Below are 24357 nucleotides of genomic sequence, written 5' to 3'. Positions count from 1 at the left end.
GCGGCGTGCGGGCGGGTCAGCCGCCTGCGCCGGGGCGCTGGCCGGCCGGTGCTGGAGGGCGTCGCCCTGGCCGTCCGTGCCGGCGAGGGGGCGGGGGTGAACGGGCCGAAAGGCACCGGCACGACCACCCAGTGCCACTCGAGCCTGGGCCTCTCGCCGCTGACGGCCGGTCGCATCGTCCTGGGCGGCGAGGACGCCGGCGGCTGGACCGTCGCCCGGCGGGCCCGCCGCCTCGCCTACGTGCCGCAGAACGTCCGGCGCATCCTGTTCAACCTGACCGTGCTGGACGAGGCTGCCTTCGCCGTCTCCGGCAATCCGCGCGCGGTCGGCAGCGCCGAAGTCCGTGCCAAGGCACAGGCGGCACTGATGCGCTTCGGCCTCGACCGCCGGGCGGGGGACAGCCCCTTCGCCCTGTCGGCGCGCGAGCAGGCGGTGCTGGGCCTGGCCTGCGCCGCGGCGGCGGAGGCGGAGCTGGTGATCCTCGACGAACCGCTGCTGGCGCGCGACCTCGCCGGCCGGGCGCTGCTCGACCGTTTCCTCGACGATCTGCGCGGCCGCGGCGGCGCCGCCCTCCTGGTCTCGCACGACCTGGAGCTGGTCGACGACGTCGCCGACCGGCTGCTGGTCATGGATGGCGGCAAGATCCGGCACGACGGGCCGCCGGAAGCGGGCTGGCGCTCCGCCGCCTTCGCCGCGCTGGGCTGGCCGACGCCGCTGCCGGAAGCGGTGGAGGCGGTGGCATGAGCCTGCTGCTGCGGCTGAACTTCTTCCTCAAGCTGCTGGCCGCCGCCGCGGTCACCGCCGTGGCCTGGATCGTCGGCACGCCCTTGCCGGCGCTGCTGCTGATGGCCGCGGTCCTGGCGGTGCTGCTGGCGCTGCGGCTGCCGGGCCTGCGCGGCTATCTGAAGGGCGCCGCGATCCTGTTCGGCCTGGTCTTCGCCACCTGGCTGCTCAATCTCTGGCTGCAGGGCGCGCCGCCGGCCGAGGCCGCGGCCACGGCGCTGCGCATGGCGGCCCGGCTGGTGGCGACCACCGGCGCCTTCTTCTTCGTCATGGAGACGTCGAGCCCCGGCTCGATCCTGGCCGCGGCCAGCGCGCTGCGCCTGCCTTCCATGGCGACGCTGGTGCTGGCCCTGATCTTCGGCCTGATCCCGATGCTGCGCGACGAGTTCGAGCGCATCGGCGAGGCCCAGCGCGCCCGCGGCATGGAGCTGGACGACGTGCCGCTGTGGACCCGGCTGCGCTATGGTCTGGCCCGCGGCGTGCCGCTCTTGGTGCAGAGCATCCGCATGGCCCAGGCGATCGCGACCTCGCTGTCGGTCTACGGCTTCGACCCGGCGGTGCGGCGCAGCAGCTGGCGCCGGGTCGGGGTGCTGGTGGAGGAGCGGCTGCCGGCCGCCGGGAACGGAGACAGGATGTGACGGAGCAGAGCAAGCCGACCTGGCGCGTCGATGTGGCGGGGTTGCCCGTCGATCTGCCGATCGTGCCGATCAAGCCGGATTTCGCCATCTCGCTCTTGATGGTGATCGACGCCGGTGTCGCCTTCGGCGCCCATATCGGCCGCGCCTTGGCGGAGCGGCTGGCACCGCTCAAGCCGGATGTCGTCGTCGGCGCGGCCACGCTGGGCATCCCGGTCGCGATCGAGGTCAGCCGCCATCTCGGCCTCGACCGCTACGTCATCCTGCAGAAATCGCCCAAGATCCATCTCGGCGACGCGCTGGTGCAGAGCATCACCTCGATCACCTCGAAGGGCGAGCAGCGGCTGCTGCTGGACCGTGCCGCGGTGCCGCTCCTGGCCGGGAAGCGGGTCGTGGTGGTGGACGACGTGGTGGCGACCGGGTCCAGCCTGGCCGGGTCGCTGGCGCTGGTGCGCGCCGCCGGCGCCGAGGTGGCCGGCATCGGCGTGATCCTGACCGAGGCGCATGACTGGGAGCTGGTGCTGGGCGCCGATGCCGCCCTGGTCACGGCGCTCGGCCACATCCCGCAATTCCGCCCGGGCGCGCAGGGCTGGGAGCCGATCCCCGAGACGCTGTAGGCCTATCCCGCCACCACCACATCGACCTGGGCGCGCTCCAGCAGCTCGGCGATGTCCTGGGGCGGGGGCTGGTCGGTCACCAGCACATGCGCCCGGTCAAGCGGCGCGATATGGGCGAAGGAGGCGTGGCCGAACTTGCTGGCATCGGCCAGGATGACGGTGCGGCGGGCCGCCGCCATCATCGCCGCGATCAGCCCGGCATCCTCCAGCAGCGTGGTCGACAGGCCGGCCGAGGCCGACAGGCCGCCGACCCCGAGCACCGCCGTGTCGGCGGTGATGCCGCCGGCGCCGGCGAAGCTGAGCGGGCCCATGGTGACGTGGGATTCGCGCCGGAACTGGCCGCCGAGGACATAGATGTCGCGCACCGCCTGCGCCGGCACGGCCAGCGGCAGCTCGAGATTGTTGGTGACGATGGTGAGGTCGCGCCGGCCCGCCAGCTCGGCCGCGAACAGCCTCGTGGTCGAGCCGCCATTGACGATCAGCGTCTCGCCGTCGCCGATCAGGCTGGCGGCGGCCCGCGCGATGCGCCGTTTCGCGTCGATCTGCACGTTCATGCGCTGGACATAGGGCGCGTCGCGCCCGACCAGCCCGTCGACCGGCACCGCGCCGCCATGGGTCCGGCTCAGCAGGCCGCGGGCCTCCAGGAAGTCGAGGTCGCGCCGGATCGTGTCCGCCGAGACCGCGAACAGGCTCGACAGCTCCGCCACCGTCACCTGGCCCTGGGTCCGGGCCAGGCGCAGCAGCTCGTTGCGTCGCCGCGCGGGCAGGGCCGCGTCGGCGGCTTGGTCGATTGACGTCATGGTCCCTCGCAAAAAACCGCACAAACTCTAAGACAACTCGCTTGACTCTGCCAGATGGCTGCGGCCCTATATCGAAATAGGCGCACAAACACGCACAAAACAGCGCCAGATTCCCGTTTCCAACAATGGGAGGGAGGAATGACCAAGATCCCTGGCCGGACGCAGTCCGGCGGTTTGTTCCGGCGTGATCTGCTGAAGCTGTCCGGGGTGGCGCTGGGGGCAGGGGCCGCGGCCCCGATCCTGGGCCGGTCGCGGCCGGCCCGCGCGGCGACCGAGATCACCTTCGCCAGCGCGAAATTCTTCGGCAAGGAGACGATCGCGCAGCTGGTCGACGCGTACAACGCGTCGCAAGACAAGGTCCATGTCACCTATCGCGAGCTGCCGCCGCCCAGCGCCTCGACCGAGGTGCACCAGGCGCTGGTGCAGCAACTGGCCCGCCGCAACGGTGCGCCGGACGTGTTCACCCAGGACATCATCTGGATCGCCGAATTCGCCGCCGCCGGCTGGTCGCTGCCGCTCGACGAGCACGTCGACGCGAGCGAGATCGGCGCCTATTTCCCCGGCCTGGTCGCCGGCTGCAAATGGCAGGGCAAGCTGGTGGCGCTGCCCTGGTTCGTCGATTCCGGCATGCTGTACTACCGGCGCGACCTGCTGGAGGCGGCCGGCACCAAGGTGCCGGAAACCTGGCCCGAGCTGGTCGAGACGGCCCAGAAGATCACCGCCGCCGGCCAGGCCAGGCTGGGCTTCCTGTGGCAGGGCAAGCAGGCCGAGGTGCTGGTCTGCGACCTCGTCTCCTTCACCGGCTCGAATGGCGGCGCCATCCTCGACGCCGACGGCAGGACCGTGCGCATCGCCGACCCGGCGGCGGTCGAGGCGGTGCAGTTCATGCACGACACCATCGCCACCCACAAGATCAGCCCGCCCGACCTGCTGAGCTGGGACGAGGAGCCGTCGCGCCGGCCCTTCACCGCGGGTCAGGCGGTGTTCCTGCGCAACTGGTCCTATGTCTACGGCATCTCCCAGGACGCCAGCGAATCCAGCGTCGTCGGCAAGGTCGGCGTCGCCCCGCTGCCGCATTTCCCCGGCAAGTCCAGCGCCGCCTCGCTCGGCGGCTACCAGTACGGCGTCAACGCCTCGTCCAAGAACCAGGAGGCGGCGGTCGACTTCGTGCGCTGGATGTCCTCGCCCGAGACCCAGCTGCGCTTCGCCCTGCAGCTCGGCCTGGCGCCGACCCGGCAGGCGGTGTTCGACCATCCGGACCTGGCCAAGGCCCAGCCCTTCATGGCGCAGCTGAAGCCGGTGTTCCTCGGCGCCACGCCGCGGCCGGTGACGCCGAAATACCCGCAGGTCTCGCTGGTGCTGCAGTCGGAGATCTCGAAGGCGCTCTCCAGCGGCGACGTCAAGGGCGCGCTGGAGAGCGCCAAAGCCCGGATCGACACCATCGTCGGGGTGTGACCGGCATGGCGATGACCGGCTCCCTCGTGCATCGCATCGCCGGCCCGGGGCGCTCCCGCCTCGGGCCGGTCCGGATCCCGGCCCTGCTCCTGCTGCTGCCGGCGGCGGGGGCCTTGGCCGCGGTCTCGGTCTATCCGGTCGGGCTCGGCCTGTGGCTGTCGCTGCGCGACACCTCGCTGGCCGCGCCCGACGACGCCTTCCTCGGCCTCAACAACTACCGGGACCTGATCGCCGACCCGACCTTCTGGAACGCCTGGGCGCACACCATCGAGTTCACCTTCGCCTCGACCCTGGCCGAGACCGTCCTCGGCCTCGGCATGGCGCTGATCCTCTACGAATGGTTCATCGGCCGCGGCCTCGTGCGCGCGGCGATGCTGATCCCGTGGGCGATCCCGACCGTCGTCACCTCGAAGATGTTCGGCTGGCTGTTCGACGGCCAGAACGGCATCGTCAACCACCTGCTGCGGGTCACCGGGCTGATCGACCAGAACATCAACTGGTACGGCTCGACCGACACGGCGCTGCTCACCATCATCATCGCCGACGTCTGGAAGACCACGCCGTTCATGGCGCTGCTGCTGCTCGCCGGGCTGCAGACCATCCCGCGGTCGCTGTCCGAGGCGGCGCTGGTCGACGGCGCCGGGCCGTGGTCGACCTTCTGGCGGGTGCGGCTGCCGCTGCTGATGCCGACGCTGCTGATCGCGGCGATGTTCCGGGCGCTCGACGCCTTCCGCATCTTCGACCTGGTCTATGTGCTGACCGGCGGCGGCCCCGCGGATTCGACCGAGACGCTATCGACCCTGACCTACAAGACGCTCTTCTCGACGCTGCAGTTCGGCTACGGCTCGGCCATGGCCGCGCTGATGTTCGCGACCGAGGTGCTGATCGCCGGGGTGTTCGGCGCCGTCCTGATCCGCAAGCTGCGGGAGACCGAGCGATGACGCCGCTCTCCGCCATGCGCGGCCGGCTGCTCGGCCTGCCGGTCTGGCTCTGGCGCGGCGTGCTGCTGCATCTCGGCGCCCTGTTGATCGTCGCCTGGTCCGCCGGCCCGTTCCTGTGGCAGCTCTCGACTTCGCTGCAGGAGGACAAGGCGCTGGTCGCCGAGACGCCGAGCTGGCTGCCGATCCCGGCCACGCTGGTGCATTTCGTCAACATCTTCACGGTCAAGCAATTCCAGCTCTATTTGCTGAACTCGGTGATCGTGGCCGGGGCGACCACCCTCTTCTGCCTGGTGCTCGGGGCGCTGGCCGCCTTCGCCCTGGCGCGGCTCGACATCAAGGGCCGCTTCGGCATCCTCGGGCTGATCCTGTCGATCTCGATGTTCCCGCAGATCGCGATCGTGGCGCCGCTGTACCTGCTCGCCGCCTCGATGGACCTGCTCGACACCTACACGGTGCTGGTCGTGGTCTATGTCGCGCTCGGCCTGCCGCTGGTGATCTGGGTGCTGTTCGGCTACTTCCACAGCATCCCGCGCGAGATCGACGACGCCGCGCGGATGGATGGTGCCGGGCCGCTGACCATCCTGTTCCGCGTCACCCTGCCGATGTCGCTGCCCGGGGTGGTGACCACCGGGCTGCTCGGCTTCATCGCGGCGTGGAACGAGTTCATGTTCGCGCTCGCCTTCACCTCCGACATCGCCACCCAGACCGTGCCGGTCGGCATCGCCAACTTCACCAACCTCTACTACGTGCCCTGGGGCGACATCGCCGCCGCCTCGGTCGTCGTGACGGTGCCGCTGGTGCTGCTGGTGCTGACCTTCCAGCGCCACATCATCGCCGGGCTGACCCAGGGGGCGGTCAAGGAATGAGGTGGGAGCGCCGCTATCGCGACCTGTCCGCCCGGCTGCCGCGGCTCGCCGCCACGGCCCGGCCGACCCTGTGCGGCCTGACCGCCTGCGTCGACGCCTATCTGCCGCTGCACCGCGCCTGGCCGGGGCTGGCGGCCGACCGGCTGCTGGCCTCCGAGTTCACGCCGATGCTCAGCCCCGGCCTCGCCGACAGCATCGGCGGCGTGCGCCAGCCGGCCGACCTGCTGCGGCTGCCGATCATCGACGCCACCGATGTCTGTTGGACGCAATGGCTCGCGGCTGCGGGCGTGCCGGCCGAAGGCTTCGAGGACCGGCCCGGCAGCCGCACCCGGGTGCAGCTGTATGAGGGCAAGGCGGCCATCGCCGGCCAGGGCGTGGCGCTCCTGGCCCCGGCCTTCTTCGCCGACGAGCTGGCGGAAGGCCGCCTGATCCAGCCCTTCGACCTGGTCTGCGACGACGGCGACGCCTATTGGCTGGTCTATCCGGAGGCCCGCCGCAACACGCCGAAGATCGCCGCCTTCCGCCGCTGGGTCCTCGGCGAGGCTGCGCCGGGCGCCGGTCAGCCGGCCTAGACCCCGGCCAGCTCGCGCAGCCGGTCCAGGCTTTCGTCCCGGCCGGGGCGCAGGCCCTGGGCGATCCACCAGCGCTCGATCTCGGCCAAGGCGCGCCCGACGGCGGGGCCGGACAGGCCGAGGGCGACCACGTCGCGGCCGCGCACCGGCAGGGCCGGCACGTGCTCCTTCTCCAGCGCCGCCAGAGCGCGCTTGAAGCTCCAGCGCTTCGGCGCCGCGGCCCAGGCCAGGCGCAGCCGGTCGCGGCCGCCGGCCCGGCCGTGCCGGTACAAGAGCAGCCGCACCCCGACCTCGTCCGGCGCCTTGTCCGGGACGCTGTCCTGCAGCCCGACCAGCCGGTCGCGCTCATCATTCGACAGCTTCAGCCGCGCCGCCACCGCCGCCGCGTCGCCGCGCAGCAGCGCCGCCAGCCGCAGCAGCGGATCGGAGCCGGGGGCGACCTGGACCAGCCCCTGCAGCCGGGCGATGTCGCCATCCTCGCCGATCACGTGCCGGGCGATGCCGGCCTCGACCATCGCCCGCCAGACCGGCACCGGGTCGGGCGCGGCCAGCAGCTTCAAGAGCTCGGCCCGCACCCGCTCGCCCGACAGCCGGTCGAGGCCGCCGGAAGCGGCGGCGCAGGCGGCCAGCGCCGCCGGGTCGAGCTCGCCTTGCCCGTAATGGGCGTGGAAGCGGAAGAAGCGGAGGATGCGCAGCGCGTCCTCGGCGATGCGCTGCGCCGGGTCGCCGACGAAGCGGACCCGGCCGGCCAAGGCGTCCGCCGCCCCGCCGAAATAGTCGTGCACCACGCCTTCGGGGTCGGCCGACAGCGCGTTCATGGTGAAGTCGCGCCGCGAGGCATCGGCCCGCCAGTCGGCGGTGAATTCGACCACCGCGTGCCGGCCGTCGGTCTCGACATCGACCCTGAGGGTGGTGATTTCGAAGCTCTTGCCGCCGGAGCGGGCGGTGACCGTGCCGTGCTCCAGCCCGGTCGGGATCACGCCGAGCCCGGCGTTGCGCAGCGCCACCATCACCGCCTCCGGCCGCAGCGGCGTGGCGATGTCGACATCCGCCGCATCGCGGCCGAGCAGCGCGTTGCGGACGCAGCCGCCGACGAAGCGCGGGTCGAAGCCGGGGATCGACAGGGCGTTGATCACCGCCCGGGCGGCGGCGTCGGTGGCCCAGCCGGGCAGCGGCGACAGACAGTGCGGTGTCGTCATTCGGTCGTCCCGAGCAGCACGTCGCGGAGATTGCGCAGGATGCCCGCGGTCACGCCCCAGACATAGCGGTCGCGATAGGGAAAGGCATAGTACTGCCGCTCCACCCCCTGCACGGTGATGCGGTGCAGCTTCGGATTGGTCGGGGCCAGGATGAAGGCCAGCGGCACCTCGAAGATCTCGGCCACCTCGAACGGGTCGGGCGCGGTCTCGAGCGGCGGCGTCAGCAGGCCGACGAAGGGCTGGATCTCGAAGCCGGTGCGGCTGACATAGGTGTCGAGCCGGCCGACGATCTCCACCTTCCCGCGCGGCAGGCCGATCTCCTCCTCGGTCTCGCGCAGCGCCGCCGCCAGCGGGTCGGGGTCGCCCGCATCGACGCCGCCGCCGGGGAAGGCGATCTGGCCGGCATGGGCGGTCAGATGCGGCGTGCGCAGGGTCAGGAGGATGGCGTCGCCCTCCGGCCGCCGGACGATCGGCACCAGCACCGCCGCCGGCCGCAGCCCCGCCAGCGGCTTCAGGTCGGGGTTCAGGTCGTGGTCGCCGCGGGACAGGCGGGGACGGTAGTGCCGCAGCCGGTCCAGATCGGCCACGGCCGGGGGCGGTTCGGCGCTCACGCCTGGTCCAGCAGGAAGAATGTCCGGTGGCTCCATACCCCCATCCGGCCGTCCTGGCTGACGGCGATCTCGGCCAGCTCGTAGAACACCGGGCGCGACAGCAGCGCGTCGAGCCCCTCGGCGATCCGGATATAGGGCGACGGCTCGCCGGTGTCGGCCGCGAAGGCGACGCGGATCGGATGCTCCGGCCCGGCCTCGCGCAGCTGGTCGAGATTGGTGCGGAAGGTCAGGACCTGGTCCTGGCCCGTCCCCGCCACCTCCACCGCCACGGCGACGAAGGGCGCGTCGTCGACCGTGATCCGCCCGCGCTCCGCCGGGGTGATCAGCCAGTAGTCGCCGGCGGCGTCGCGTCGCAGCACGGTGGCGAACAGCTTGACCAGGGCCGGGCGGCGGATCGGGCTGCCGTGATAGTACCAGGTGCCGTCGCGGCCGATGCGGATGTCATAGGCCTCGTCCGCAGCCGTCGGGCCTTGTCGGGCTGCCGCCAGGGCGGCCTTCATCGCGCCTGCGTCAGACTGCGCCTGGGCCGGTTGCGTTTTCTTGGACTCGCCGTCGCTCAAATCCGCCATACTCTTGCAATAGATTCCGTCAGTTCACAGAGCGGCACGCCGATGCAAACGACCGTCCCGACCGAGCTCGACACCCCGGCCACGCCCGGCGACATCGATGCAGCCGTGGAGCGGCTGGCCGCCGTGCGCAGCATGATCGGCCGGGTCATCTTCGGCCAGCAAGAGGTGATCGACCAGAGCCTCGTCACCATCCTGGCCGGCGGACACGTTCTTCTGGTCGGCCTGCCCGGCCTGGCCAAGACCCGGCTGGTCGAGACGCTGGGCACCGTGCTCGGCCTCGAGGAGCGGCGGGTGCAGTGCACGCCGGACCTGATGCCGGCCGACATCCTCGGCTCCGAGGTGCTGGAGGAGAGCGACACCGGCCGCCGCAGCTTCCGCTTCATTCCCGGCCCGGTGTTCAGCCAGCTCTTGATGGCCGACGAGATCAACCGCGCCAGCCCGCGCACCCAGTCGGCGCTGCTGCAGGCGATGCAGGAGCACCGGGTGTCGATCGCCGGCCGCTACCTGCCGCTGCCGGAGCCGTTCCACGTCCTGGCCACCCAGAACCCGCTGGAGCAGGAGGGCACCTATCCCCTGCCCGAGGCGCAGCTGGACCGCTTCCTGATGCAGGTCGATGTCGGCTACCCCGATTTGGCGGCGGAGCGGCGGATGCTGCTGGCCACCACCGGAATCCACGAGGCCCAGATCGAGGCGGTGATCAGCGCCGACACGCTGCAGCGGACCCAGCGCCTGGTGCGCCGGCTGCCGGTCGGCGAGACGGTGCTGGAGGCGATCCTGTCGCTGGTCCGCGCCGCCCGCCCCGATTCGACCGACCTGCCGGAGGTGCAGCGCATGGTCGGCTGGGGCCCCGGCCCGCGCGCCAGCCAGTCGCTGATGCTGGCCTGCCGCGCCCGCGCCCTCCTGACCGGCCGGACCTCGCCCTCGGTCGACGACGTCGCCGCCCTGGCCCGGCCGATCCTGCAGCACCGCATGGCCCTGACCTTCGCCGCCCGGGCCGATGGCGCCACCATCGCCGACGTCGTCGAGCGGCTGGTCGCGCGCCTGGGCTGAGGCCGAGGTGGCGGACGGCTCCTCCTCATCCCTGACCGGCGCGGCGCGGCGCAAGGCCGCCGATGCGCTGGCGGCGACGCTGCCGCCGCTGCTGATCGCCGCCGACCGCGTCGCCTCGACCGTGGCCCAGGGCGTGCACGGCCGCCGCCGGGTCGGGGTCGGCGAAAGCTTCTGGCAGTTCCGCCGCTACCAGGCCGGCGAGCCGATCGGCCGGATCGACTGGCGCCAGTCCGGCAAGTCCGAGGGGCTGTTCCAGCGCGAGACCGAATGGGCCGCGGTGCAGACCGCCTGGCTGTGGCGCGACGCCTCGCCGTCGATGGATTACCGCTCCGACCGCGCGCTGCCGACCAAGCGCGAGCGCGCCGAGGTGCTGCTGCTGGCCCTCGCCTCGCTGCTGAACCGGGCCGGCGAGCGGGTGGCGCTGATCGGCGGCGACACGCCGCCGGCGACCGGCCGCGCCAGCCTGCTGCGCCTGGCCGCGGCGCTGGACCGCGGCACGTCCGACGATTCCAGCAAGGCGGTGCCGTGGGAGCTGCGGGTGCCGCGCCACGCCGCCATGGTGCTGCTGGGCGACTGCCTGGCGCCGCTCGACGAGTTCGGCGCCTCGGTCGCCGCCTATGCCGCCCGCGGCGTGCGCGGCCATATCCTGCAGGTTCTCGACCCGGCCGAGGCGACGCTGCCCTTCGAGGGCCGCATCCGCTTCGAGGGCATCGAGGAGGTCGAATCGGCGCTGATCCCGCGGGTCCGGTCGGTGCGCGACGCCTATCGCGAGCGCCTGGCCGAGCACCAGGACGGGCTGGCGGCGATCGCCCGCCGCGCCGGCTGGAGCTTCGCCGTGCACCGCACCGACAAATCGGCCGAGGCGGCGCTGCTGAGCCTGTGGGGCGTGATGTCCGGGGCCGCGACCGGCAGGGCCAGATGGTGACGCTCGGCGGCCTCGTGTTCCTGGCGCCCGCCATCCTGGCGGCGCTGATCCTGCTGCCGGTGATCTACTGGCTGCTGCGGGTCACCCCGCCGGCGCCGCGGCGCCTGAGCTTCCCGGCGATCCGCCTGCTGCTGGGCCTGCAGACGCAGGAGGAGACGCCGGAGCGGATGCCCTGGTGGCTGATGCTGCTGCGCCTGGCCCTGGCCGCGCTGATCATCATCGCCCTGGCGCATCCGGTGCTGAACCCGGGCTCGGCCCTGCCCGGCAGCGGCCCGGTGCTGCTGGTGGTCGACAATGGCTGGGCCGCCGGCAAGGGCTGGCCGCAGCGCCAGGAGGCCCTGCGCACCGCCGTCGACAAGGCCGAGCGGGCGGGGCGCGACGTGGTGCTGCTGGCCACCGCGCCGACCGCCCCGGGCGAGCCGGTCGCGGCCAGCCGCCTGCTGCGCCCGGGCGAGGCGCGCGGGCTGATCGACAATCTGGCGCCCAGCCCCTGGCCGACCGACCGGGCGGCGGCGCTGAAGGCCGCCGACGCGCTGCGCCTGCCCGGATCGACCCATGTCGTCTGGGCCAGCGACGGCATCACCGCCGAGGCGGAGGCGGACGGGGTGCGCGACCTCGCCGCCCGGCTGCAGCGCTTCGGCAGCCTGGAGGTGCTGACCCCGCAGGCCTTCGACCTGGCGCATCTGGTCGGCACGCCGCAGGTGGTCGACACCGCCTTGACCGTGCCGGTGAAGCGCGCCGCCGCCGTCGGCGACGTGCCGCTGGTGCTGCGCGCCGTGGCCGAGGACGGCCGCCCGCTGGCGCGCACTGAGGTCCGCTTCCCCGCCGGGCAGCGCCAGGCCGAGGCCCGGTTCGAGCTGCCATCGACCGCGCGCAACGCCATCGCCGCGGTGTCGATCGAGGGTGAGACCACGGCCGGCGCCACGGTGCTGGTCGACGAGCGCTGGCGCCGCCGGCCGGTCGGGCTGGCCGCGCCGCAGGACACCGCCCGGGCCCAGCCGCTCTTGACCGAGAGCTACTATCTGCAGCGGGCGCTGGAGCCCTTCGCCGAGATCCGCCGCGGCAGCGTCGTCGACCTCCTGGGCGGCACCCAGCCGACCGACCGGCTGGCCGCCCTGCTGGTGCCCGACGGCACCCTGTCCTCCGACGCCGACCGCCAGGCGGCGGAGCGCTGGATGGAGAGCGGCGGCGCCCTGATCCGCTTCGCCGGGCCGATCCTGGCGGCCAATCCGGACCCGCTGGTGCCGGTGCCGCTGCGCTTCGGCGACCGCACCCTGTCCGGCGCGATGTCCTGGACCGCGCCGATGCCGCTGGCGCCGTTCGACGCCACGAGCCCGTTCCAGGGCCTGGCCATCCCGGCCGATGTGCGCATCCAGCGCCAGGTGCTGGCCGACCCGTCGCCCGACCTGGCCGACAAGACCTGGGCCCGGCTGACCGACGGCACGCCGATCGTCACCGCCGAGAAGCGCGGCCGCGGCTGGCTGGTGCTGATCCACACCACGGCCGGCCCCGGCTGGTCGAACCTCGCCTTCTCCGGCCTGTTCGTCGACATGCTGCGCCGCGTGGTGGCGCTGGGCAGCGGCGTCGGCGGCGACAGCGGCCAGGCCAGCCTGGCGCCGGTCAAGCTGCTGGACGGGCTCGGCCGGCTGGTGCCGCCGCCGCCGCTGGCCCTGCCGATCGCCGGCCCCGCCTTCGCCAGCACCGTGCCGGGGCCGGAGCATCCGCCCGGCTTCTACGGCACCGAGGACAACCGCCGCGCCCTCAACCTCGGCGCGGCCGTGACCAGCCTGGAGCCGATCTCGAACCTGCCGGCCGGCGTCGCGGTGGCGGGCTACGAGGCCCCGGCCGAGGTCGACCTGCGGCCCTGGGTCTTCACCCTGGCCATGGTGCTGCTGATCCTGGACGGGCTGATCGCCCTGTTCATGCGCGGCCTGCTGACCCCGCCGCGGCGCGCCGCGACGGCCTCGCTGCTGGTCGCCGGCGCCGTCGCCGCCTCGCTGCTGGCGCCCGGACCGATGCGGGCGCAGGACGATTCCCAGACCATCGCCATGGCCAACCATGTCCGCCTCGCCTATGTCGAGACCGGGCAGCAGGATGTCGACAGCGTCAGCCAGGCCGGGCTGGAGGGCCTGGCCCAGGTGCTGCGCGACCGCACCTCGGTGAATGCGGAAGGCGCCGTCGGCATCAATGTCGAGAGCGACGAGCTGGCCTTCTTCCCGCTGCTGTACTGGCCGGTGACGCCGGAGCAGCCGGCCCTGTCCGACGCCGCGATCGGCAAGCTGAACGCCTTCCTGCGCACCGGCGGCACCATCTTCTTCGACACCCGCGACCAGGCGATGGGCGGCGGCGGGGCGCTGGCCGGGCCGGGCGCCGACAAGCTGCGCGAGCTGACCCAGGGCCTCGACATCCCGCCGCTGACGCCGGTGCCGCCGGACCATATCCTGACCCGCGCCTTCTACCTGATGCAGGACTTCCCCGGCCGCTACGCCGGCGGCGACCTGTGGGTGGAGACCGCGGACGCCACGGTCAATGACGGCGTCTCGACCATCATCATCGGCGCCAATGACTGGGCCGGGGCCTGGGCGACCGGGCCGGGCGGCGCGCCGATGCTGCCGGTGGTGCCGGGCGGCGAGCGCCAGCGCGAGATGGCCTACCGCTTCGGCGTCAACCTAGTGATGTACGCCCTGACCGGCAACTACAAGTCGGACCAGGTGCATGTGCCGGCGATCCTGGAACGGCTGGGGCAGTGACCATGGACGCCGCCTCCGTCGCCCTCTCGCCGCTGCTGCCCTGGACCGTCCTCGGCCCGCTGTTCGGCCTCGCGGTGCTGGCCCTGCTGATCGGCGCCTGGCGCCGCGCCCCGGGGCTGGGCTGGCGGACCCTCGCCTTCCTCGCCTTGGCCTCGGCCCTCTTGAACCCGTCGCTGGTGGAGGAGAGGCGCGACCCGATCCGCGACGTCGCCGTGGTGGTGGTCGACCGCTCGCCCTCCGATCAGATCGAGGACCGCCCGGCCCGGATCGACTCCGCCTTGGCCGACCTCCGCACCAAGCTGGCGGCCTTCCCGGATCTCGAGACGCGCGTCGTCACCGTCGGCGAAGGCGCCAGCGCTCCGCTCGACGAGACCCATCTGTTCGAGGCGCTGGGCGCGGCCACGGCCGACGTGCCGCGGCGGCGGCTGGCCGGCGCCATCCTGATCACCGACGGCCAGGTGCACGACGTGCCGACCGACCCGGCGGTCCGCGGCTCCTTCGGCCCGGTGCACACCCTGCTGACCGGGCGGCCGGACGAGTTCGACCGCCGCATCGTCGTGGCCCAGGCGCCGAGCTTCGGCCTGGTCGGCCAGGACGTCACCGTGACCCTGCGGGTCGACGACCTGCCGAACGCCGAGCCCGGCGCCGTCGCCACCGTGACCGCGACCAAGGACGCCGGCGCGCCGGAGGCGCTGCAGCTGCCGGTCGGGCGCGACACCCAGGTCAGCTTCCGCCTCGACCATGGCGGCCCGACCGTGTTCGAATTCGCGGTCGAGGGGCTGCCGGGCGAGCTGAGCCAGGCCAACAACCGCGCCGCCATCGTCGTCAACGGCGTGCGCGACCGGCTGCGCGTGCTGCTGGTGTCGGGCGAGCCGCATCCGGGCGAGCGCACCTGGCGCAACATCCTGAAATCCGACCCCTCGGTCGACCTGGTCCACTTCACCATCCTGCGGCCGCCGGAGAAGCAGGACGGCACGCCGATCAACGAGCTGTCGCTGATCTCCTTCCCGATCCGCGAGCTGTTCGAGACCAATCTCAAGGATTTCGACCTCATCATCTTCGACCGCTACCGGCGGATGGGTGTGCTGCCCAACCTCTATCTCGGCAACATCGCCCGCTACGTCGAGGAGGGCGGCGCCTTCCTCGAGGTCTCGGGCGAGGCCTTCGCCGAGCCGCTGAGCCTGTACCGCACCCCGATCGGCAACATCCTGCCGGCCGAGCCGACCGGCGAGGTGCTGGAGCAGGGCTTCCGCCCGGTGGTGACCGAGCTGGGCCAGCGCCATCCGGTGACGGCGACGCTGGAGGGATCCACCGGCGGCCCGGGCGGGGGCCCGAGTTGGGGCCGCTGGTTCCGCCAGATCGACGTGGTGCCGCATGGCGGCAACGTGGTGATGACCGGGCTGGGCGGCCGGCCGCTCCTGATCCTCAATCGGGTCGGCGAGGGCCGGGTGGCGCAGATGGCGTCGGACCAGATCTGGCTGTGGAGCCGCGGCTTCGAGGGCGGCGGCCCGCAGGCGGAGTTGCTGCGCCGGCTGGCGCATTGGCTGATGCGCGAGCCGGAGCTGGAGGAGAACGTGCTGCGTGCCGAGGCGGCCGGGCAGCGCATCGAGATCCGCCGCCGCAACCTGGACCAGAGCAACCCGCCGGTCACCGTGACCGACCCGGACGGCAAGACCCAGAGCGTGACGCTGAGCGAGGCCTCGCCCGGCCTCTATGCCGGCCGGGTCAACGCCCAGGGGCCGGGCATCTACCGCGTCACAGACGGCGACAAGACCGCGCTGGCGGTGGTCGGCACGCTGAACCCGCCGGAGCTGAGCGACATGCGGGCGGTGACCGACAAGCTGGCGCCGGTGACCGAGGCCAGCGGTGGCGGGGTCGCCTGGCTGGCCGCCGACGGGGTGCCGAGCATCCGCCGCACCCGGCCGGACCGGGCCGCGGCCGGCGCCGGCTGGATCGGCCTGCGCGGCAATGGCGACTACACCGTCACCGGCATGACCGAGACGCCGCTGCTGCCGCCGCTGATCGCCCTGTTCCTCGGCCTCGGCGGGCTGATGGCGGCTTGGAGACGCGAGGGACGGTAGAGCGCATCGCCATGCCACGCCGACGCCCGCCCTATCGGCGAGTCTTGTGATCAGAGGTTGGTCAGGTTGACAACCACACCAACCAGTCCGATATTGCAGACATGGATAGCCGCAAGCAATCAGACGATGCTGATCGGCAGCAGCGCCCTTCGCGTCGCCCCCGTTCCGCTAAGGCAGCTGAAGGTCGTACAGTCACCAAAATCGTCGTGAATTTACGCGCATTTGCATCCACCAGGCAGAGCGAGGCCACGCTTCGGGCGCTCGAGCGCGGTCGTGCGATGATCGAGCAGGATCTGGAGGCCGCAGGCGGAACCTTTTCCACCCGGCGCGTGGCGGAACACCTGCAGATCAGCCCGCAGGCCGTCGACAAGCAGAGAAAGGCTGGAAAGCTCTTCGCCGTTCGGGACCCGGAGGGGCATGTCCGTTTCCCGGCGTTCCAGTTCACGCGCCCCGCGGTCCGGCCTCATCTGGCCAGGGTTCTCGACTGCCTGAGGGTCGACAACCCCTTCGTCAAGCTCCATTGGCTGCTCACGGCCGACAGCAGGCTGGGCAACCAGAAGCCGATCGACCTCCTGGATCGCGGCGATGTCGAGCCCGTGCTGAAGGCCGCGGAGGCATTTGGCGAGCACGTGCCTGGATGAGGCAGCGCTGAATGGCGCTGCCCGCGTCGCTCCCCGTCGTCGAGATCCAGGGCCCGGTCTTCCGGTGTCACCGGATCCAGTATGGGTACCGATATTTCGGCAAATCCGCGGCGGGCCGCTACGACGATCCGAAGAAGCAATACGGCGTGCTCTATCTCGGCGCCACTCGGGAGGCCGCCTTCGCCGAGACGTGCCTTCGCGACGTCGGCGGCACCCTCCTGGATCGTCAGTTCCTTGCCGCTCGCGCGACGACCGAGGTCGCGATGGACAAGGTGCGCCTGGCTCAAGCCTATGGCGCGGGGCTCGCCGCTCTCGGCCAAACCGCCATCATCAGCGCATCCGCCGGATACGACGACTCACAGATATTCTCCCGATGGATCTTCGACCACCGGGACGAGGTCGATGGCATCGCCTATTTCAGCCGTCACGACAACGAACAGCTCTGCATCGCCCTGTTCGATCGGGCCGCGCCGGCGCTCAAGACGCCGGCAGGAGCCGGGGGCGAACCGATGAGCAAGGCCCCCTGGCTCGACGCCATGCTCGATCGGTACCGCATCGGCCTGGCTCCCTGACATCCCAAACCCGGCGCGCTCCCGCCCCTCAGTTCATCACGATCTCGACCCGGCGGTTCTGCGGCTCGCGGACGCCGTCGGCGGTCGGGACCAGCGGGTCGGATTCGCCGACGCCGCGGACGATGATCAGGCTGTCGGCGACCCCGTCCGTGACCAGCTCGCGGCGCACCGCCTCGGCCCGGCGCACCGACAGCGCCTGGTTGTAGGCGTCGGTGCCGGAGCGGTCGGTGTGGCCGGTGACGTCGATGCGGGTCGATTCGCCCCGCAGCGCGTCGCTGGCGGCGGCGGAGACGATCGACCGCGCCTCCGGCGTCAGGCGCGAGCTGTCGAAGTCGAAAAACACCAGATAGCTGCGCTGGCCGGTGTCGACCGGGGTCTCCGGCGCCGGCTCGCCCGAGGCGGCGCCGAACTCGAAGACATATTTGATGCCGGCCAGGATGGTGTGGTTCGCCGGCGCCCCGAGCTTGATCTTGGTGCTGCCCGAGGTGAACTCGGCGTCGGTCTCGCCGAAATAGCGGTACTCCACATTCGCCGCCAGCTTCGGCGTGATGTAGTAGGACACGCCGGCGATGCCCTGATAGGCGAACAGCGGCGAATCGTATTCGAAGTCGATGTCGAAATCCTTGGCCTTGACCTTCCAGTTGTTGAAGCCGACGCCGATGCCGCCGCCGACATAGGGCACGAAGGGTGAGCCGAACTCGAAATCGTAATAGACATTGGCCATCAGGCCGATGGTCCGCTCATGGCCCTTGACGTTGACCTTGACGTCGTCGGCGCCGGGAACCGTGACGAACCGGTTCAACTGGAAGGAATCGTAGCTGAGCCGGGTCGTGCCGATGTCGTTCTGGCGGAAACTGCCCTCGAGATCGGCGCGAATCGCCCCGAAATCATAGCCGATATAGATGTTGCCGGCCGGCGCCGTATCGAAGGCGACGTCGGCATGGCCGTCGGTGGCCGGGTCGTCGATGGTCCAGCGCTGGTCCTGCCGGATGTTCACGCCGGCGCCGGCGCCGAGATAGATCCCCCTCGCCGGCTGCTGGGCCATGACGGGCGTGGCCAGAAGCACGGCAACGATTCCCGCCGCGCACAGAGCTAAAATCTTCATGTGCCGCATCCTGGTCAGAGTTCGGGCCAGGCGTCCGCTCCCAACATCTCTATGCAGGGTTTCGCTCCGCCCCCTTCCGCATCAATACGGAGGCTTCGATGAAGGATCAACCTGAAAACAAAGAATTCAAAACGGATAGGTCGCGATATCTTTACCAATTCTAAAGCTTCGATGAATGCCGATGACGAGACAATCTTTAACTAAATGCGAGTTAACCGCGAGCTGCGATGGTTCGTCCTGACTTCAACGGCTAGCTTCGGCGGCAGTCGAACAGGTGGTTGCGGTTCACCCGGAAGCGGCGGCGCAGATGCGGCCGCAGCAGGACCCGGCTGTCGACCGCAACCGGCGTCAGCCCGGCCGCTGCCAGCCGGCCGGGGAAGTCGCGGCCGTTGATGCGGTAGTGGTAGGGATGGCCGAAGCGGCGCATCCGCTCGGCCGGGTCGGCGATGCCGGCGCCCTCCTGGGTCGGCCCCTTCGGGTCGAAGGGCACCATCAGGATGGCGCGGCCGCCCGGGCGCAGCACCCGGGCCAGCTCCGCGATCGCGGCGCCGTCGTCCGGGATGTGCTCCAGCACATGGTTGGCGATCACCACGTCGAAGGCGGCGTCGGCGAAGGGCAGCGCCGTCAGGTCGGCCTGGATGTCGGCGAAGTGGCTGAACCGGTCGACCGAGCGGTAGCGCAGGTTCGGCAGCCCGCGCAGCCGCGCCTCCAGCCACGGCTCGGGCGCCGCGTGCAGCACCCGGTGCCGGCCGGTCAGGAGGTCGGTCCGGGCGGTCAAATAGAGCCAGAGGAAGCGGTGCCGTTCGACGCTGCCGCAGCCCGGGCACATGGCGTTGCGCCGCCCTTCCAGGCCGAAGCGCAGGAAGCGCCGCGCCCGGGTGCCGCAGATCGGGCATTCCAGCACGCCCGGCGGCCCGGCCGGCGCCAGCGGCCGGGCGTAGAGCCGCTCGCTCCGATACACCGCCGCCTCGTCCAGCCGGTCGCGGGCGATGGCGCCGACGACCCGGCCGAGGTCATGCAGCATGCGAGGATTCCCGGGCCTTCTCGGGCTGAGGAGCATCGCCATGGGCCGCGCCGCGGGTGCCGTCGCGCTCGCGCACCGCCGTCGCCAGCACCTGCACCGCCTGGGGCAGCGAGATGTCGGCCGCGATCGGCTGGAAGGCGAGGTTGGCCTCGCGGAACGCCTTCCAGATGGCGAAGCGCAGATCGGTGCCGACGCCGGCGAAGTTGTCGACGTCGGAGATGTGGCAGCGCAGCTCGAGGTCGAGCGTGGCGGTGCCGAAGCTCTTGAACGCCACCACCGGCGCCGGGAAGGCGCTGACGCGCTTGTCCTCCTTGGCGAGCGCCAGCAGGATCTCGCGCGCCTGCTCGACATCGGCCGAGGCGGCGACCGAGACCGGGATGTCGACCCGGCCGTTCTTGTCCTTGTGGGTCCAGTTGACGACCTGGGACGAGATCAGGTTGCCGTTCGGCACGATCACCGAGGAGCGCTGGAAGGTCTGGATCTCGGTGGCGCGGACGCTGATCCGCCGGACCACGCCCTCGGCCCCGCCGACCACCACCCAGTCGCCGACCTTGACCGGCCGCTCGACCAAGAGGATCAGGCCGGCGACGAAGTTCTGGACGATGTTCTGCAGGCCGAAGCCGATGCCGACCGACAGCGCGCTGGCGATCAGGGCCAGGTTCGACAGGTCGAGCCCGAGCAGGCCGACCGCGAAGATGGCGACGATCAGCCCGCCGAGATAGCCGATGCCGGTGCGGATCGAGTTCTTCAGGCCGCGGTCGATCTGCAGCTTCTCGATGAAGCGGGCGTCGAGCCGGCGCTGCAGGAACCGGGTGGCGATGATCCCCACGGTGAAGGCGGCGACGGCGCCGAGGATGTTGAGCGGCGCGATGCGGACGCCGCCGATCGTCGCCCCGTCCAGCACCGCCGTGCCGATCGCGGCGAGGTCGGTGCCGCTGAGCCCGAGCACCGGGGCCAGCGCCACCAGCGCGGCCAGGCCGAGGACGATGTCGGTGCACAGGGCGGCGCCGGTCTCGAACACCCAGAGGCCGCGATCGTTCGGGAACAGCGAATGGCGCACCCGGGCCATCCGCCCGACCGGCTGGGTCATGAACCGGCCGATGGCTTCCTGCATCACGCTGCGCAGGACCAGGACGGCGGCGCCGATGCCGATCGCGGCCGCCAGCAGATAGGTGATGTAGAGCGCCAGCTTCTGATAGCCGATCACCCCGGCGACCAGCACGGCGACGGTCAGGACAGCCGCCAGCAGGCGGGCCCGCGGCCAGCGTCCGGACGGCCTGGCGGCGGCGCGCTGGTCGTCGGCCGGCTCCCCCTCCGGCAGGGCCTGGAGATCGGCGCGATAGCCCCACAGCGATCCCGGCAGCAGGGCCAGCAGCGCCAGTGCGCCCGCCGCCAGCGCCGCCGCGACCAGCAGGGACCGGAGCTCGTTCTGCATCAGGATGCGGCCATCGGCCATGGCCAGCGTCACCCCGGCGACGGCCCAGACCACTGCCGCCGCCCGCAGCCTGCGGCAGAGCGTGCGGGCCGAGGCATCGGTCAGGTCGACCAGGCGCCAGGGCGGATCGTCGGGCGTCAGCGCGGCCGAGATCGCGGCCGAGGCGACGAAATAGGCGACGATGCCCCAGGCCAGGACCCCGAGGGCGATCATGGCGACATAGCTGGCGGGACGGTCGCCGAGCCAGCCGGCGCAGACCACCGCCACCGCCAGCGTCATCATGGCCGGCAGCACGCCATGGGCGACGGTGTGCACCAGCGCCGCGGCCGCCCGGCGCCGCAGGGACGGCACGCTTTCGGCCGGGCGCCGGCCGAACCGCCGCAGCAGCCAGCGCCGCGCCAGCCAGCCGATCCCGAGGACGACGGCCGCGAACAGGATGCGGCGCGCAATCTCGCCCACCCCGTCCCAGCCGGGGCCGAGCTGATCCTGGAACGGCAGCAGCAGCCGCGTCGCCAGATAGCCGGCCTGGTCGGGGATCGGCAACCAGGTCCTCGGGTCGAAGGTGGCCGGCGCCACCGTCAGCAGGTCGCGCCGGAACTGGTCGACGCGCGCGGCATCGGCGGTCTGCTGCAGCAGCTGGGCCTGCGTCTTGATCGCCTCGGCCTGCCGCACCTGCCCGTTGAATTTGGCGAGGGCATCCGCCAGCTGCTGCCGCTGCTTCGCCACATCGGCCGTCTCCGGCGGCGCGCCTTCCGCCGGCGGCGGGCCCAGCGCGTCGCTGACCTGCTTGATCTTGCCGAGGGCGTCGTTCGCGGCATCCGCCGCCGCCTGGGCCTGGTCGACCACGGCGGCCAGCTGAGTGCGCAGGCCGTTGTAGTCGTCATCCGACAGGTTCTGCGCCGACAATTTGACGTAGAGCTGCCGGACCGTGTTCTGCCACCCCGCGTTCTGCTTGTCGAAATCCGGGTTGGTCTGGGCCGCCGCCGGCAGGGCGGCGCAGACGACGGCGAACAGCAGCAGCAGGCGGAGGAACAGGGCACGAAAGGTCATGGTCGGCCGGATGGCACCGTGATGGATGGGGAGAGGCCACCACCCTGCATGCCAAAGCGGCCGAAAGAAGGCGAGGCCGCCTGTCGTCGCAGCAGCAATGCGCCGCGTGCCCCGCGCGCCGGGGCTACGGGTCAGGCAGATACGGCGGCGGTGGGCCTGGCGCGCTGGCTGCGGGCGAAGTCGCTCGGGGTGCGGCCGACGCAGGCGCTGAAGGCCTGGGTGAAGGCGCCGAAGCTGCTGAAGCCGACCGCCATGGCGACGTCGCTGATCCGGTGCCGGCCCGAGGCCAGCATCTCCATCGCCTGCATCATCCGCGCCTCGCGCACGAACTGGCGCCAGGTCATGCCGGTGTCCTCGCGGAAGTGCCGGCGCAACGTTCGCGGCGACAGCTTGGCCGCGCTGGCCGCCCCTTCCAGCGAGCCGTCGTCGACATTGGCGATGACGTGGCGGATCGCCGCCCGGATGCCGGGCGACTGGCCGGTCGGCAGCCACAGGATGCGGTGGCGGCTGAACCAGTCGGCGCAGAGCAGGCCGAAGGTGCGGAAGAAGGATCCGGCGACGGGGTCGTCGCGGTCGCGGTCGCGCGGCCAGCGCAGGGCGTAGTCGACCATCTCGCGCGCCAGCGGGCTGGTGCCGGCGGCCCAGCAGCCGTCGTGGTGCCAGGGCGTCATCGGCGCGTCGAGATGGACCACCGCCACTTCCGTCCCGTCATCGGTGCGGATCTCGTAGGGCCGCCCGGCCGGGATGAACACCATGTGGGTCGGCAGGATCGCCCAGACGCCGCGCGGCCCCTCCAGCTCCAGCCGGCCGGCGCGGACATGCACCACCTTGTGCTTGAAGTCGCCCAGGGAAGATTCGGCCAGCCGGCCGCAGCGCGACAGCTCGGCATGCTCGGGGCAGGTCGAAGTGGTGACGAATGGCGACATGGGCGCCTCCCGATGGCCGGGGCGCTCGATTGGCCCCTTCGCGTAAGATTATGGGCGATTTCCGGAAGACGCTCATCCTTTCTTTCTGACACACTTCCTTCAACGATCCGCCCGGCCCGAGCCGAGGTGGGGGTGCAGGAGGAAGCCCATGGAGCTGCGATCGGCGCCGGCCGAGCCGAGCCCGCCTGCCGCGTCGGCGGCGCCGGTGCTGGAGTTCCGCGGCCTGGCCAAGCGCTTCGGCGGCACGCTGGCGGTCGACGGGCTGGACCTGGCGCTGCACCCGGGCGAGATCCTGGCGCTGCTGGGCCAGAACGGCGCCGGCAAATCCACCCTGATCAAGATGCTGGCCGGCGTGCACGCCCCCGATTCCGGCGAGATCCGGCTGAACGGCACGGCCTACGACCCGCATTCTACCGAAGCGCGGGCCGGCCGCGGCCGGATCGCCTTCATCCACCAGGATCTCGGCCTGATCGACTGGATGACGGTGGCGGAGAACATCGCCTTCGCCCAGGGCTTCCCGCGGCGGCTGGGCCTGATCGACTGGCGGCGGGTCGAGGCCACGGCCCGCGCCTCGCTGGCCCTGGTGGCCGAGGGCATCGACCCCGGCCGGCGGGTGCAGACCCTGACCCGGACCGAGAAGTCGCTGGTGGCGATCGCCCGGGCGCTCGGCGCCCGCCCCGACATCCTGGTGCTGGACGAGCCGACGGCGAGCCTGCCGCAGGAGGAGGTCGAGGGGCTGTTCCGGGTGCTGCGCGGGCTGAAGGCGCGCGGCGTGTCGATGATCTACGTCTCGCACCGGCTGGACGAGGTCTATGCCATCGCCGACCGGCTGGCGGTGCTGCGCGACGGCCGGCTGGTGGCGGTGCAGGAAACCGCGGCGACCGAGCCGGAGGCGCTGGTCCGCCTGATCATCGGCCGGCCGCCGGAATCGCTGTTCGTGCGCCCGCCGCGCCGCGGCGGCGACGCCGTGCTACGGCTGGACGGCTTCGTGATCGGCGATGTCGGGCCGGTCGACCTGGCTGTGCAAGGGGGCGAGATCGTCGGCCTGGTCGGGCTGCGCGGCGCCGGACAGGAACTGGTCGGCCGCGCCCTGTTCGGCCTGCTGCCGCTGGCGGCCGGCACCATCCGCCTGGACGACGCGCCCTGTGACCTGGCCTCGCCGCCGCGGGCGATCGGCGCCGGCATCGGCTTCGTCGCCGCCGACCGCAACGCCGATTCGGTGGCCGCGGGCCTGAGCGTGCGCGAGAACATGTTCCTCAACCCCGCCGCCTGCGGCCGCGGCCTGCTGGCTTGGCGCGGCGCCGCCGACGAGGCGGCCGAGACGGCGCTGCTGGGCGGCCGGGTCGGGCTGCGGCCGAACGATCCGTCCGCACCGGTCGAGACCCTGTCCGGCGGCAACCAGCAGAAGGTGGTGCTGGCGCGCTGGCTGCGCATCGGCGGCCGTGTGCTGGTGCTGGAGGACCCGACCGCCGGGGTCGATGTCGGCGCCAAGGCCGAGATCTACCGCCTGCTGGCCGACGCGGTCCAGCGTGGCCTGGCCGTGGTGCTGGTCTCGACCGATGTCGAGGAGGTCGCCCAGATCTGCCACCGCGCCGTGGTGTTCCGCGACGGCCGGATCGTCGCCGAGATCGACGAGGACGGGCTGTCGGTCGAACGCCTGGTCCACGCCGTCTCGCTGGCGCCCGATGCCCGGGGAACGGTGCAGTGAGGCAGTCTCTGAATGACATTGGCGCGTTGCCTCTCCCGCTTG

Annotated in this window: 22 protein-coding genes; 14 read left to right on the top strand and 8 right to left on the bottom strand. The window is 71.9% G+C overall.

The window, feature by feature from the left end; genetic code table 11:
• The 3 genes from ACTOWL_RS26235 to ACTOWL_RS26225 all read left to right on the top strand — a co-directional run.
• A partial coding sequence (locus ACTOWL_RS26235) for an ATP-binding cassette domain-containing protein (RefSeq protein ID WP_441324239.1) occupies positions 1 to 744 on the top strand: 744 nt, incomplete at its 5' end.
• Positions 741 to 1421, top strand: coding sequence for an energy-coupling factor transporter transmembrane component T family protein (locus tag ACTOWL_RS26230; RefSeq protein ID WP_441324238.1), 681 nt, complete (start codon positions 741 to 743; stop codon positions 1419 to 1421). The genes ACTOWL_RS26235 and ACTOWL_RS26230, both read left to right, overlap by 4 nt.
• A complete protein-coding gene (locus ACTOWL_RS26225) occupies positions 1418 to 2035 on the top strand; it encodes a phosphoribosyltransferase family protein (protein ID WP_441324237.1) in 618 nt (205 codons plus the stop codon). The genes ACTOWL_RS26230 and ACTOWL_RS26225 overlap by 4 nt, the downstream gene beginning before the upstream one ends.
• Before the next feature lie 2 nt (positions 2036 to 2037).
• Here the strand turns inward: ACTOWL_RS26225 and ACTOWL_RS26220 are convergent, their stop codons facing one another.
• Complete coding sequence (locus tag ACTOWL_RS26220) at positions 2038 to 2835, bottom strand: DeoR/GlpR family DNA-binding transcription regulator (protein WP_441324236.1); 798 nt, start codon at positions 2833 to 2835, stop codon at positions 2038 to 2040.
• A 138-nt stretch (positions 2836 to 2973) separates the two neighbouring features.
• Here ACTOWL_RS26220 and ACTOWL_RS26215 point away from each other — a divergent pair, with 138 nt between their 5' ends.
• From ACTOWL_RS26215 to ACTOWL_RS26200, 4 genes are read left to right on the top strand one after another with little or no spacing between them, the layout of a single operon-like run.
• On the top strand, positions 2974 to 4290 hold the full coding sequence (locus ACTOWL_RS26215) for an ABC transporter substrate-binding protein (RefSeq protein ID WP_441324235.1): 1317 nt from the start codon (positions 2974 to 2976) through the stop codon (positions 4288 to 4290).
• A gap of 11 nt (positions 4291 to 4301) precedes the next feature.
• The gene (locus tag ACTOWL_RS26210; protein WP_441324234.1) at positions 4302 to 5231 is read left to right on the top strand and encodes a carbohydrate ABC transporter permease; all 930 of its coding nucleotides are present in this window, start codon (positions 4302 to 4304) and stop codon (positions 5229 to 5231) included.
• Complete coding sequence (locus tag ACTOWL_RS26205) at positions 5228 to 6097, top strand: carbohydrate ABC transporter permease (protein ID WP_441324233.1); 870 nt, start codon at positions 5228 to 5230, stop codon at positions 6095 to 6097. The genes ACTOWL_RS26210 and ACTOWL_RS26205 overlap by 4 nt, the downstream gene beginning before the upstream one ends.
• The gene (locus tag ACTOWL_RS26200; protein WP_441324232.1) at positions 6094 to 6669 is read left to right on the top strand and encodes a LysR substrate-binding domain-containing protein; all 576 of its coding nucleotides are present in this window, start codon (positions 6094 to 6096) and stop codon (positions 6667 to 6669) included. The genes ACTOWL_RS26205 and ACTOWL_RS26200 overlap by 4 nt, the downstream gene beginning before the upstream one ends.
• Here ACTOWL_RS26200 and ACTOWL_RS26195 read toward each other — a convergent pair.
• Genes ACTOWL_RS26195 through ACTOWL_RS26185 form a run of 3 tightly spaced genes read right to left on the bottom strand, consistent with a single transcriptional unit; the run spans position 6666 to position 8979 of the window.
• On the bottom strand, positions 6666 to 7868 hold the full coding sequence (locus ACTOWL_RS26195; RefSeq protein WP_441324231.1) for a CCA tRNA nucleotidyltransferase: 1203 nt from the start codon (positions 7866 to 7868) through the stop codon (positions 6666 to 6668). The two genes, ACTOWL_RS26200 and ACTOWL_RS26195, sit on opposite strands and share 4 nt — an antisense overlap.
• Positions 7865 to 8479 (bottom strand): CoA pyrophosphatase, encoded by a 615-nt coding sequence (locus ACTOWL_RS26190; protein WP_441324230.1) that lies wholly within the window; start codon positions 8477 to 8479, stop codon positions 7865 to 7867. Before ACTOWL_RS26190 ends, ACTOWL_RS26195 begins: the two co-directional genes overlap by 4 nt.
• The gene (locus ACTOWL_RS26185; protein WP_441324229.1) at positions 8476 to 8979 is read right to left on the bottom strand and encodes a DUF1285 domain-containing protein; all 504 of its coding nucleotides are present in this window, start codon (positions 8977 to 8979) and stop codon (positions 8476 to 8478) included. The genes ACTOWL_RS26190 and ACTOWL_RS26185 overlap by 4 nt, the downstream gene beginning before the upstream one ends.
• Positions 8980 to 9090: 111 nt before the next feature.
• Here ACTOWL_RS26185 and ACTOWL_RS26180 point away from each other — a divergent pair, with 111 nt between their 5' ends.
• From ACTOWL_RS26180 to ACTOWL_RS26155, 6 genes are all read left to right on the top strand, one after another.
• Positions 9091 to 10098: an AAA family ATPase gene (locus tag ACTOWL_RS26180; RefSeq protein ID WP_441324228.1), complete on the top strand. Its 1008-nt coding sequence runs from the start codon at positions 9091 to 9093 to the stop codon at positions 10096 to 10098.
• Between the two features lie 7 nt (positions 10099 to 10105).
• Positions 10106 to 11023, top strand: a complete 918-nt coding sequence (locus ACTOWL_RS26175; RefSeq protein ID WP_441324227.1) for a DUF58 domain-containing protein — start codon at positions 10106 to 10108, stop codon at positions 11021 to 11023.
• On the top strand, positions 11017 to 13773 hold the full coding sequence (locus tag ACTOWL_RS26170; protein WP_441324226.1) for a DUF4159 domain-containing protein: 2757 nt from the start codon (positions 11017 to 11019) through the stop codon (positions 13771 to 13773). The genes ACTOWL_RS26175 and ACTOWL_RS26170 overlap by 7 nt, the downstream gene beginning before the upstream one ends.
• Positions 13774 to 13775: 2 nt before the next feature.
• Complete coding sequence (locus ACTOWL_RS26165; protein ID WP_441324225.1) at positions 13776 to 15854, top strand: hypothetical protein; 2079 nt, start codon at positions 13776 to 13778, stop codon at positions 15852 to 15854.
• A gap of 101 nt (positions 15855 to 15955) precedes the next feature.
• Positions 15956 to 16495, top strand: a complete 540-nt coding sequence (locus ACTOWL_RS26160; RefSeq protein WP_441324224.1) for a hypothetical protein — start codon at positions 15956 to 15958, stop codon at positions 16493 to 16495.
• Positions 16496 to 16506: 11 nt separating this feature from the next.
• On the top strand, positions 16507 to 17067 hold the full coding sequence (locus ACTOWL_RS26155; RefSeq protein WP_441324223.1) for an RES family NAD+ phosphorylase: 561 nt from the start codon (positions 16507 to 16509) through the stop codon (positions 17065 to 17067).
• 28 nt (positions 17068 to 17095) lie between these two features.
• Here ACTOWL_RS26155 and ACTOWL_RS26150 read toward each other — a convergent pair whose 3' ends face one another.
• The 4 genes from ACTOWL_RS26150 to ACTOWL_RS26135 form a co-directional block, all read right to left on the bottom strand.
• Complete coding sequence (locus tag ACTOWL_RS26150) at positions 17096 to 18172, bottom strand: OmpA family protein (protein WP_441324222.1); 1077 nt, start codon at positions 18170 to 18172, stop codon at positions 17096 to 17098.
• A 250-nt stretch (positions 18173 to 18422) separates the two neighbouring features.
• Entirely contained in the window at positions 18423 to 19196 is a 774-nt protein-coding gene (locus ACTOWL_RS26145) for a class I SAM-dependent methyltransferase (protein WP_441324221.1), read from the bottom strand.
• Positions 19186 to 21681: a mechanosensitive ion channel family protein gene (locus ACTOWL_RS26140; RefSeq protein ID WP_441324220.1), complete on the bottom strand. Its 2496-nt coding sequence runs from the start codon at positions 21679 to 21681 to the stop codon at positions 19186 to 19188. Before ACTOWL_RS26140 ends, ACTOWL_RS26145 begins: the two co-directional genes overlap by 11 nt.
• A gap of 131 nt (positions 21682 to 21812) precedes the next feature.
• Positions 21813 to 22607, bottom strand: a complete 795-nt coding sequence (locus tag ACTOWL_RS26135) for a helix-turn-helix domain-containing protein (RefSeq protein ID WP_441324219.1) — start codon at positions 22605 to 22607, stop codon at positions 21813 to 21815.
• Positions 22608 to 22755: 148 nt separating this feature from the next.
• On the opposite strand from ACTOWL_RS26135, the gene ACTOWL_RS26130 reads away from it, so the two are divergent.
• Positions 22756 to 24315: a sugar ABC transporter ATP-binding protein gene (locus ACTOWL_RS26130; protein WP_441324218.1), complete on the top strand. Its 1560-nt coding sequence runs from the start codon at positions 22756 to 22758 to the stop codon at positions 24313 to 24315.
• The last annotated feature ends 42 nt before the right edge of the window (positions 24316 to 24357 follow it).

The sequence above is a fragment of the Inquilinus sp. CA228 genome, from assembly GCF_052078665.1.
Taxonomy (GTDB): Bacteria; Pseudomonadota; Alphaproteobacteria; order DSM-16000; family Inquilinaceae; genus Inquilinus.
Note: the sequence above shows the minus strand (reverse complement) of the source record. Positions and strands in the feature narration are given on the sequence as shown.

Coding starts and splice junctions, on each gene's coding strand:
- ACTOWL_RS26230 (WP_441324238.1), top strand. CDS start 741: ATGAGCCTGCTGCTGCGGCTGAACTTCTTCCTCAAGCTGCTGGCCGCC.
- ACTOWL_RS26220 (WP_441324236.1), bottom strand. CDS start 2,835: ATGACGTCAATCGACCAAGCCGCCGACGCGGCCCTGCCCGCGCGGCGA.
- ACTOWL_RS26215 (WP_441324235.1), top strand. CDS start 2,974: ATGACCAAGATCCCTGGCCGGACGCAGTCCGGCGGTTTGTTCCGGCGT.
- ACTOWL_RS26210 (WP_441324234.1), top strand. CDS start 4,302: ATGACCGGCTCCCTCGTGCATCGCATCGCCGGCCCGGGGCGCTCCCGC.
- ACTOWL_RS26205 (WP_441324233.1), top strand. CDS start 5,228: ATGACGCCGCTCTCCGCCATGCGCGGCCGGCTGCTCGGCCTGCCGGTC.
- ACTOWL_RS26200 (WP_441324232.1), top strand. CDS start 6,094: ATGAGGTGGGAGCGCCGCTATCGCGACCTGTCCGCCCGGCTGCCGCGG.
- ACTOWL_RS26195 (WP_441324231.1), bottom strand. CDS start 7,868: ATGACGACACCGCACTGTCTGTCGCCGCTGCCCGGCTGGGCCACCGAC.
- ACTOWL_RS26185 (WP_441324229.1), bottom strand. CDS start 8,979: ATGAAGGCCGCCCTGGCGGCAGCCCGACAAGGCCCGACGGCTGCGGAC.
- ACTOWL_RS26180 (WP_441324228.1), top strand. CDS start 9,091: ATGCAAACGACCGTCCCGACCGAGCTCGACACCCCGGCCACGCCCGGC.
- ACTOWL_RS26170 (WP_441324226.1), top strand. CDS start 11,017: ATGGTGACGCTCGGCGGCCTCGTGTTCCTGGCGCCCGCCATCCTGGCG.
- ACTOWL_RS26165 (WP_441324225.1), top strand. CDS start 13,776: ATGGACGCCGCCTCCGTCGCCCTCTCGCCGCTGCTGCCCTGGACCGTC.
- ACTOWL_RS26160 (WP_441324224.1), top strand. CDS start 15,956: ATGGATAGCCGCAAGCAATCAGACGATGCTGATCGGCAGCAGCGCCCT.
- ACTOWL_RS26155 (WP_441324223.1), top strand. CDS start 16,507: ATGGCGCTGCCCGCGTCGCTCCCCGTCGTCGAGATCCAGGGCCCGGTC.
- ACTOWL_RS26150 (WP_441324222.1), bottom strand. CDS start 18,172: ATGAAGATTTTAGCTCTGTGCGCGGCGGGAATCGTTGCCGTGCTTCTG.
- ACTOWL_RS26145 (WP_441324221.1), bottom strand. CDS start 19,196: ATGCTGCATGACCTCGGCCGGGTCGTCGGCGCCATCGCCCGCGACCGG.
- ACTOWL_RS26140 (WP_441324220.1), bottom strand. CDS start 21,681: ATGACCTTTCGTGCCCTGTTCCTCCGCCTGCTGCTGCTGTTCGCCGTC.
- ACTOWL_RS26135 (WP_441324219.1), bottom strand. CDS start 22,607: ATGTCGCCATTCGTCACCACTTCGACCTGCCCCGAGCATGCCGAGCTG.
- ACTOWL_RS26130 (WP_441324218.1), top strand. CDS start 22,756: ATGGAGCTGCGATCGGCGCCGGCCGAGCCGAGCCCGCCTGCCGCGTCG.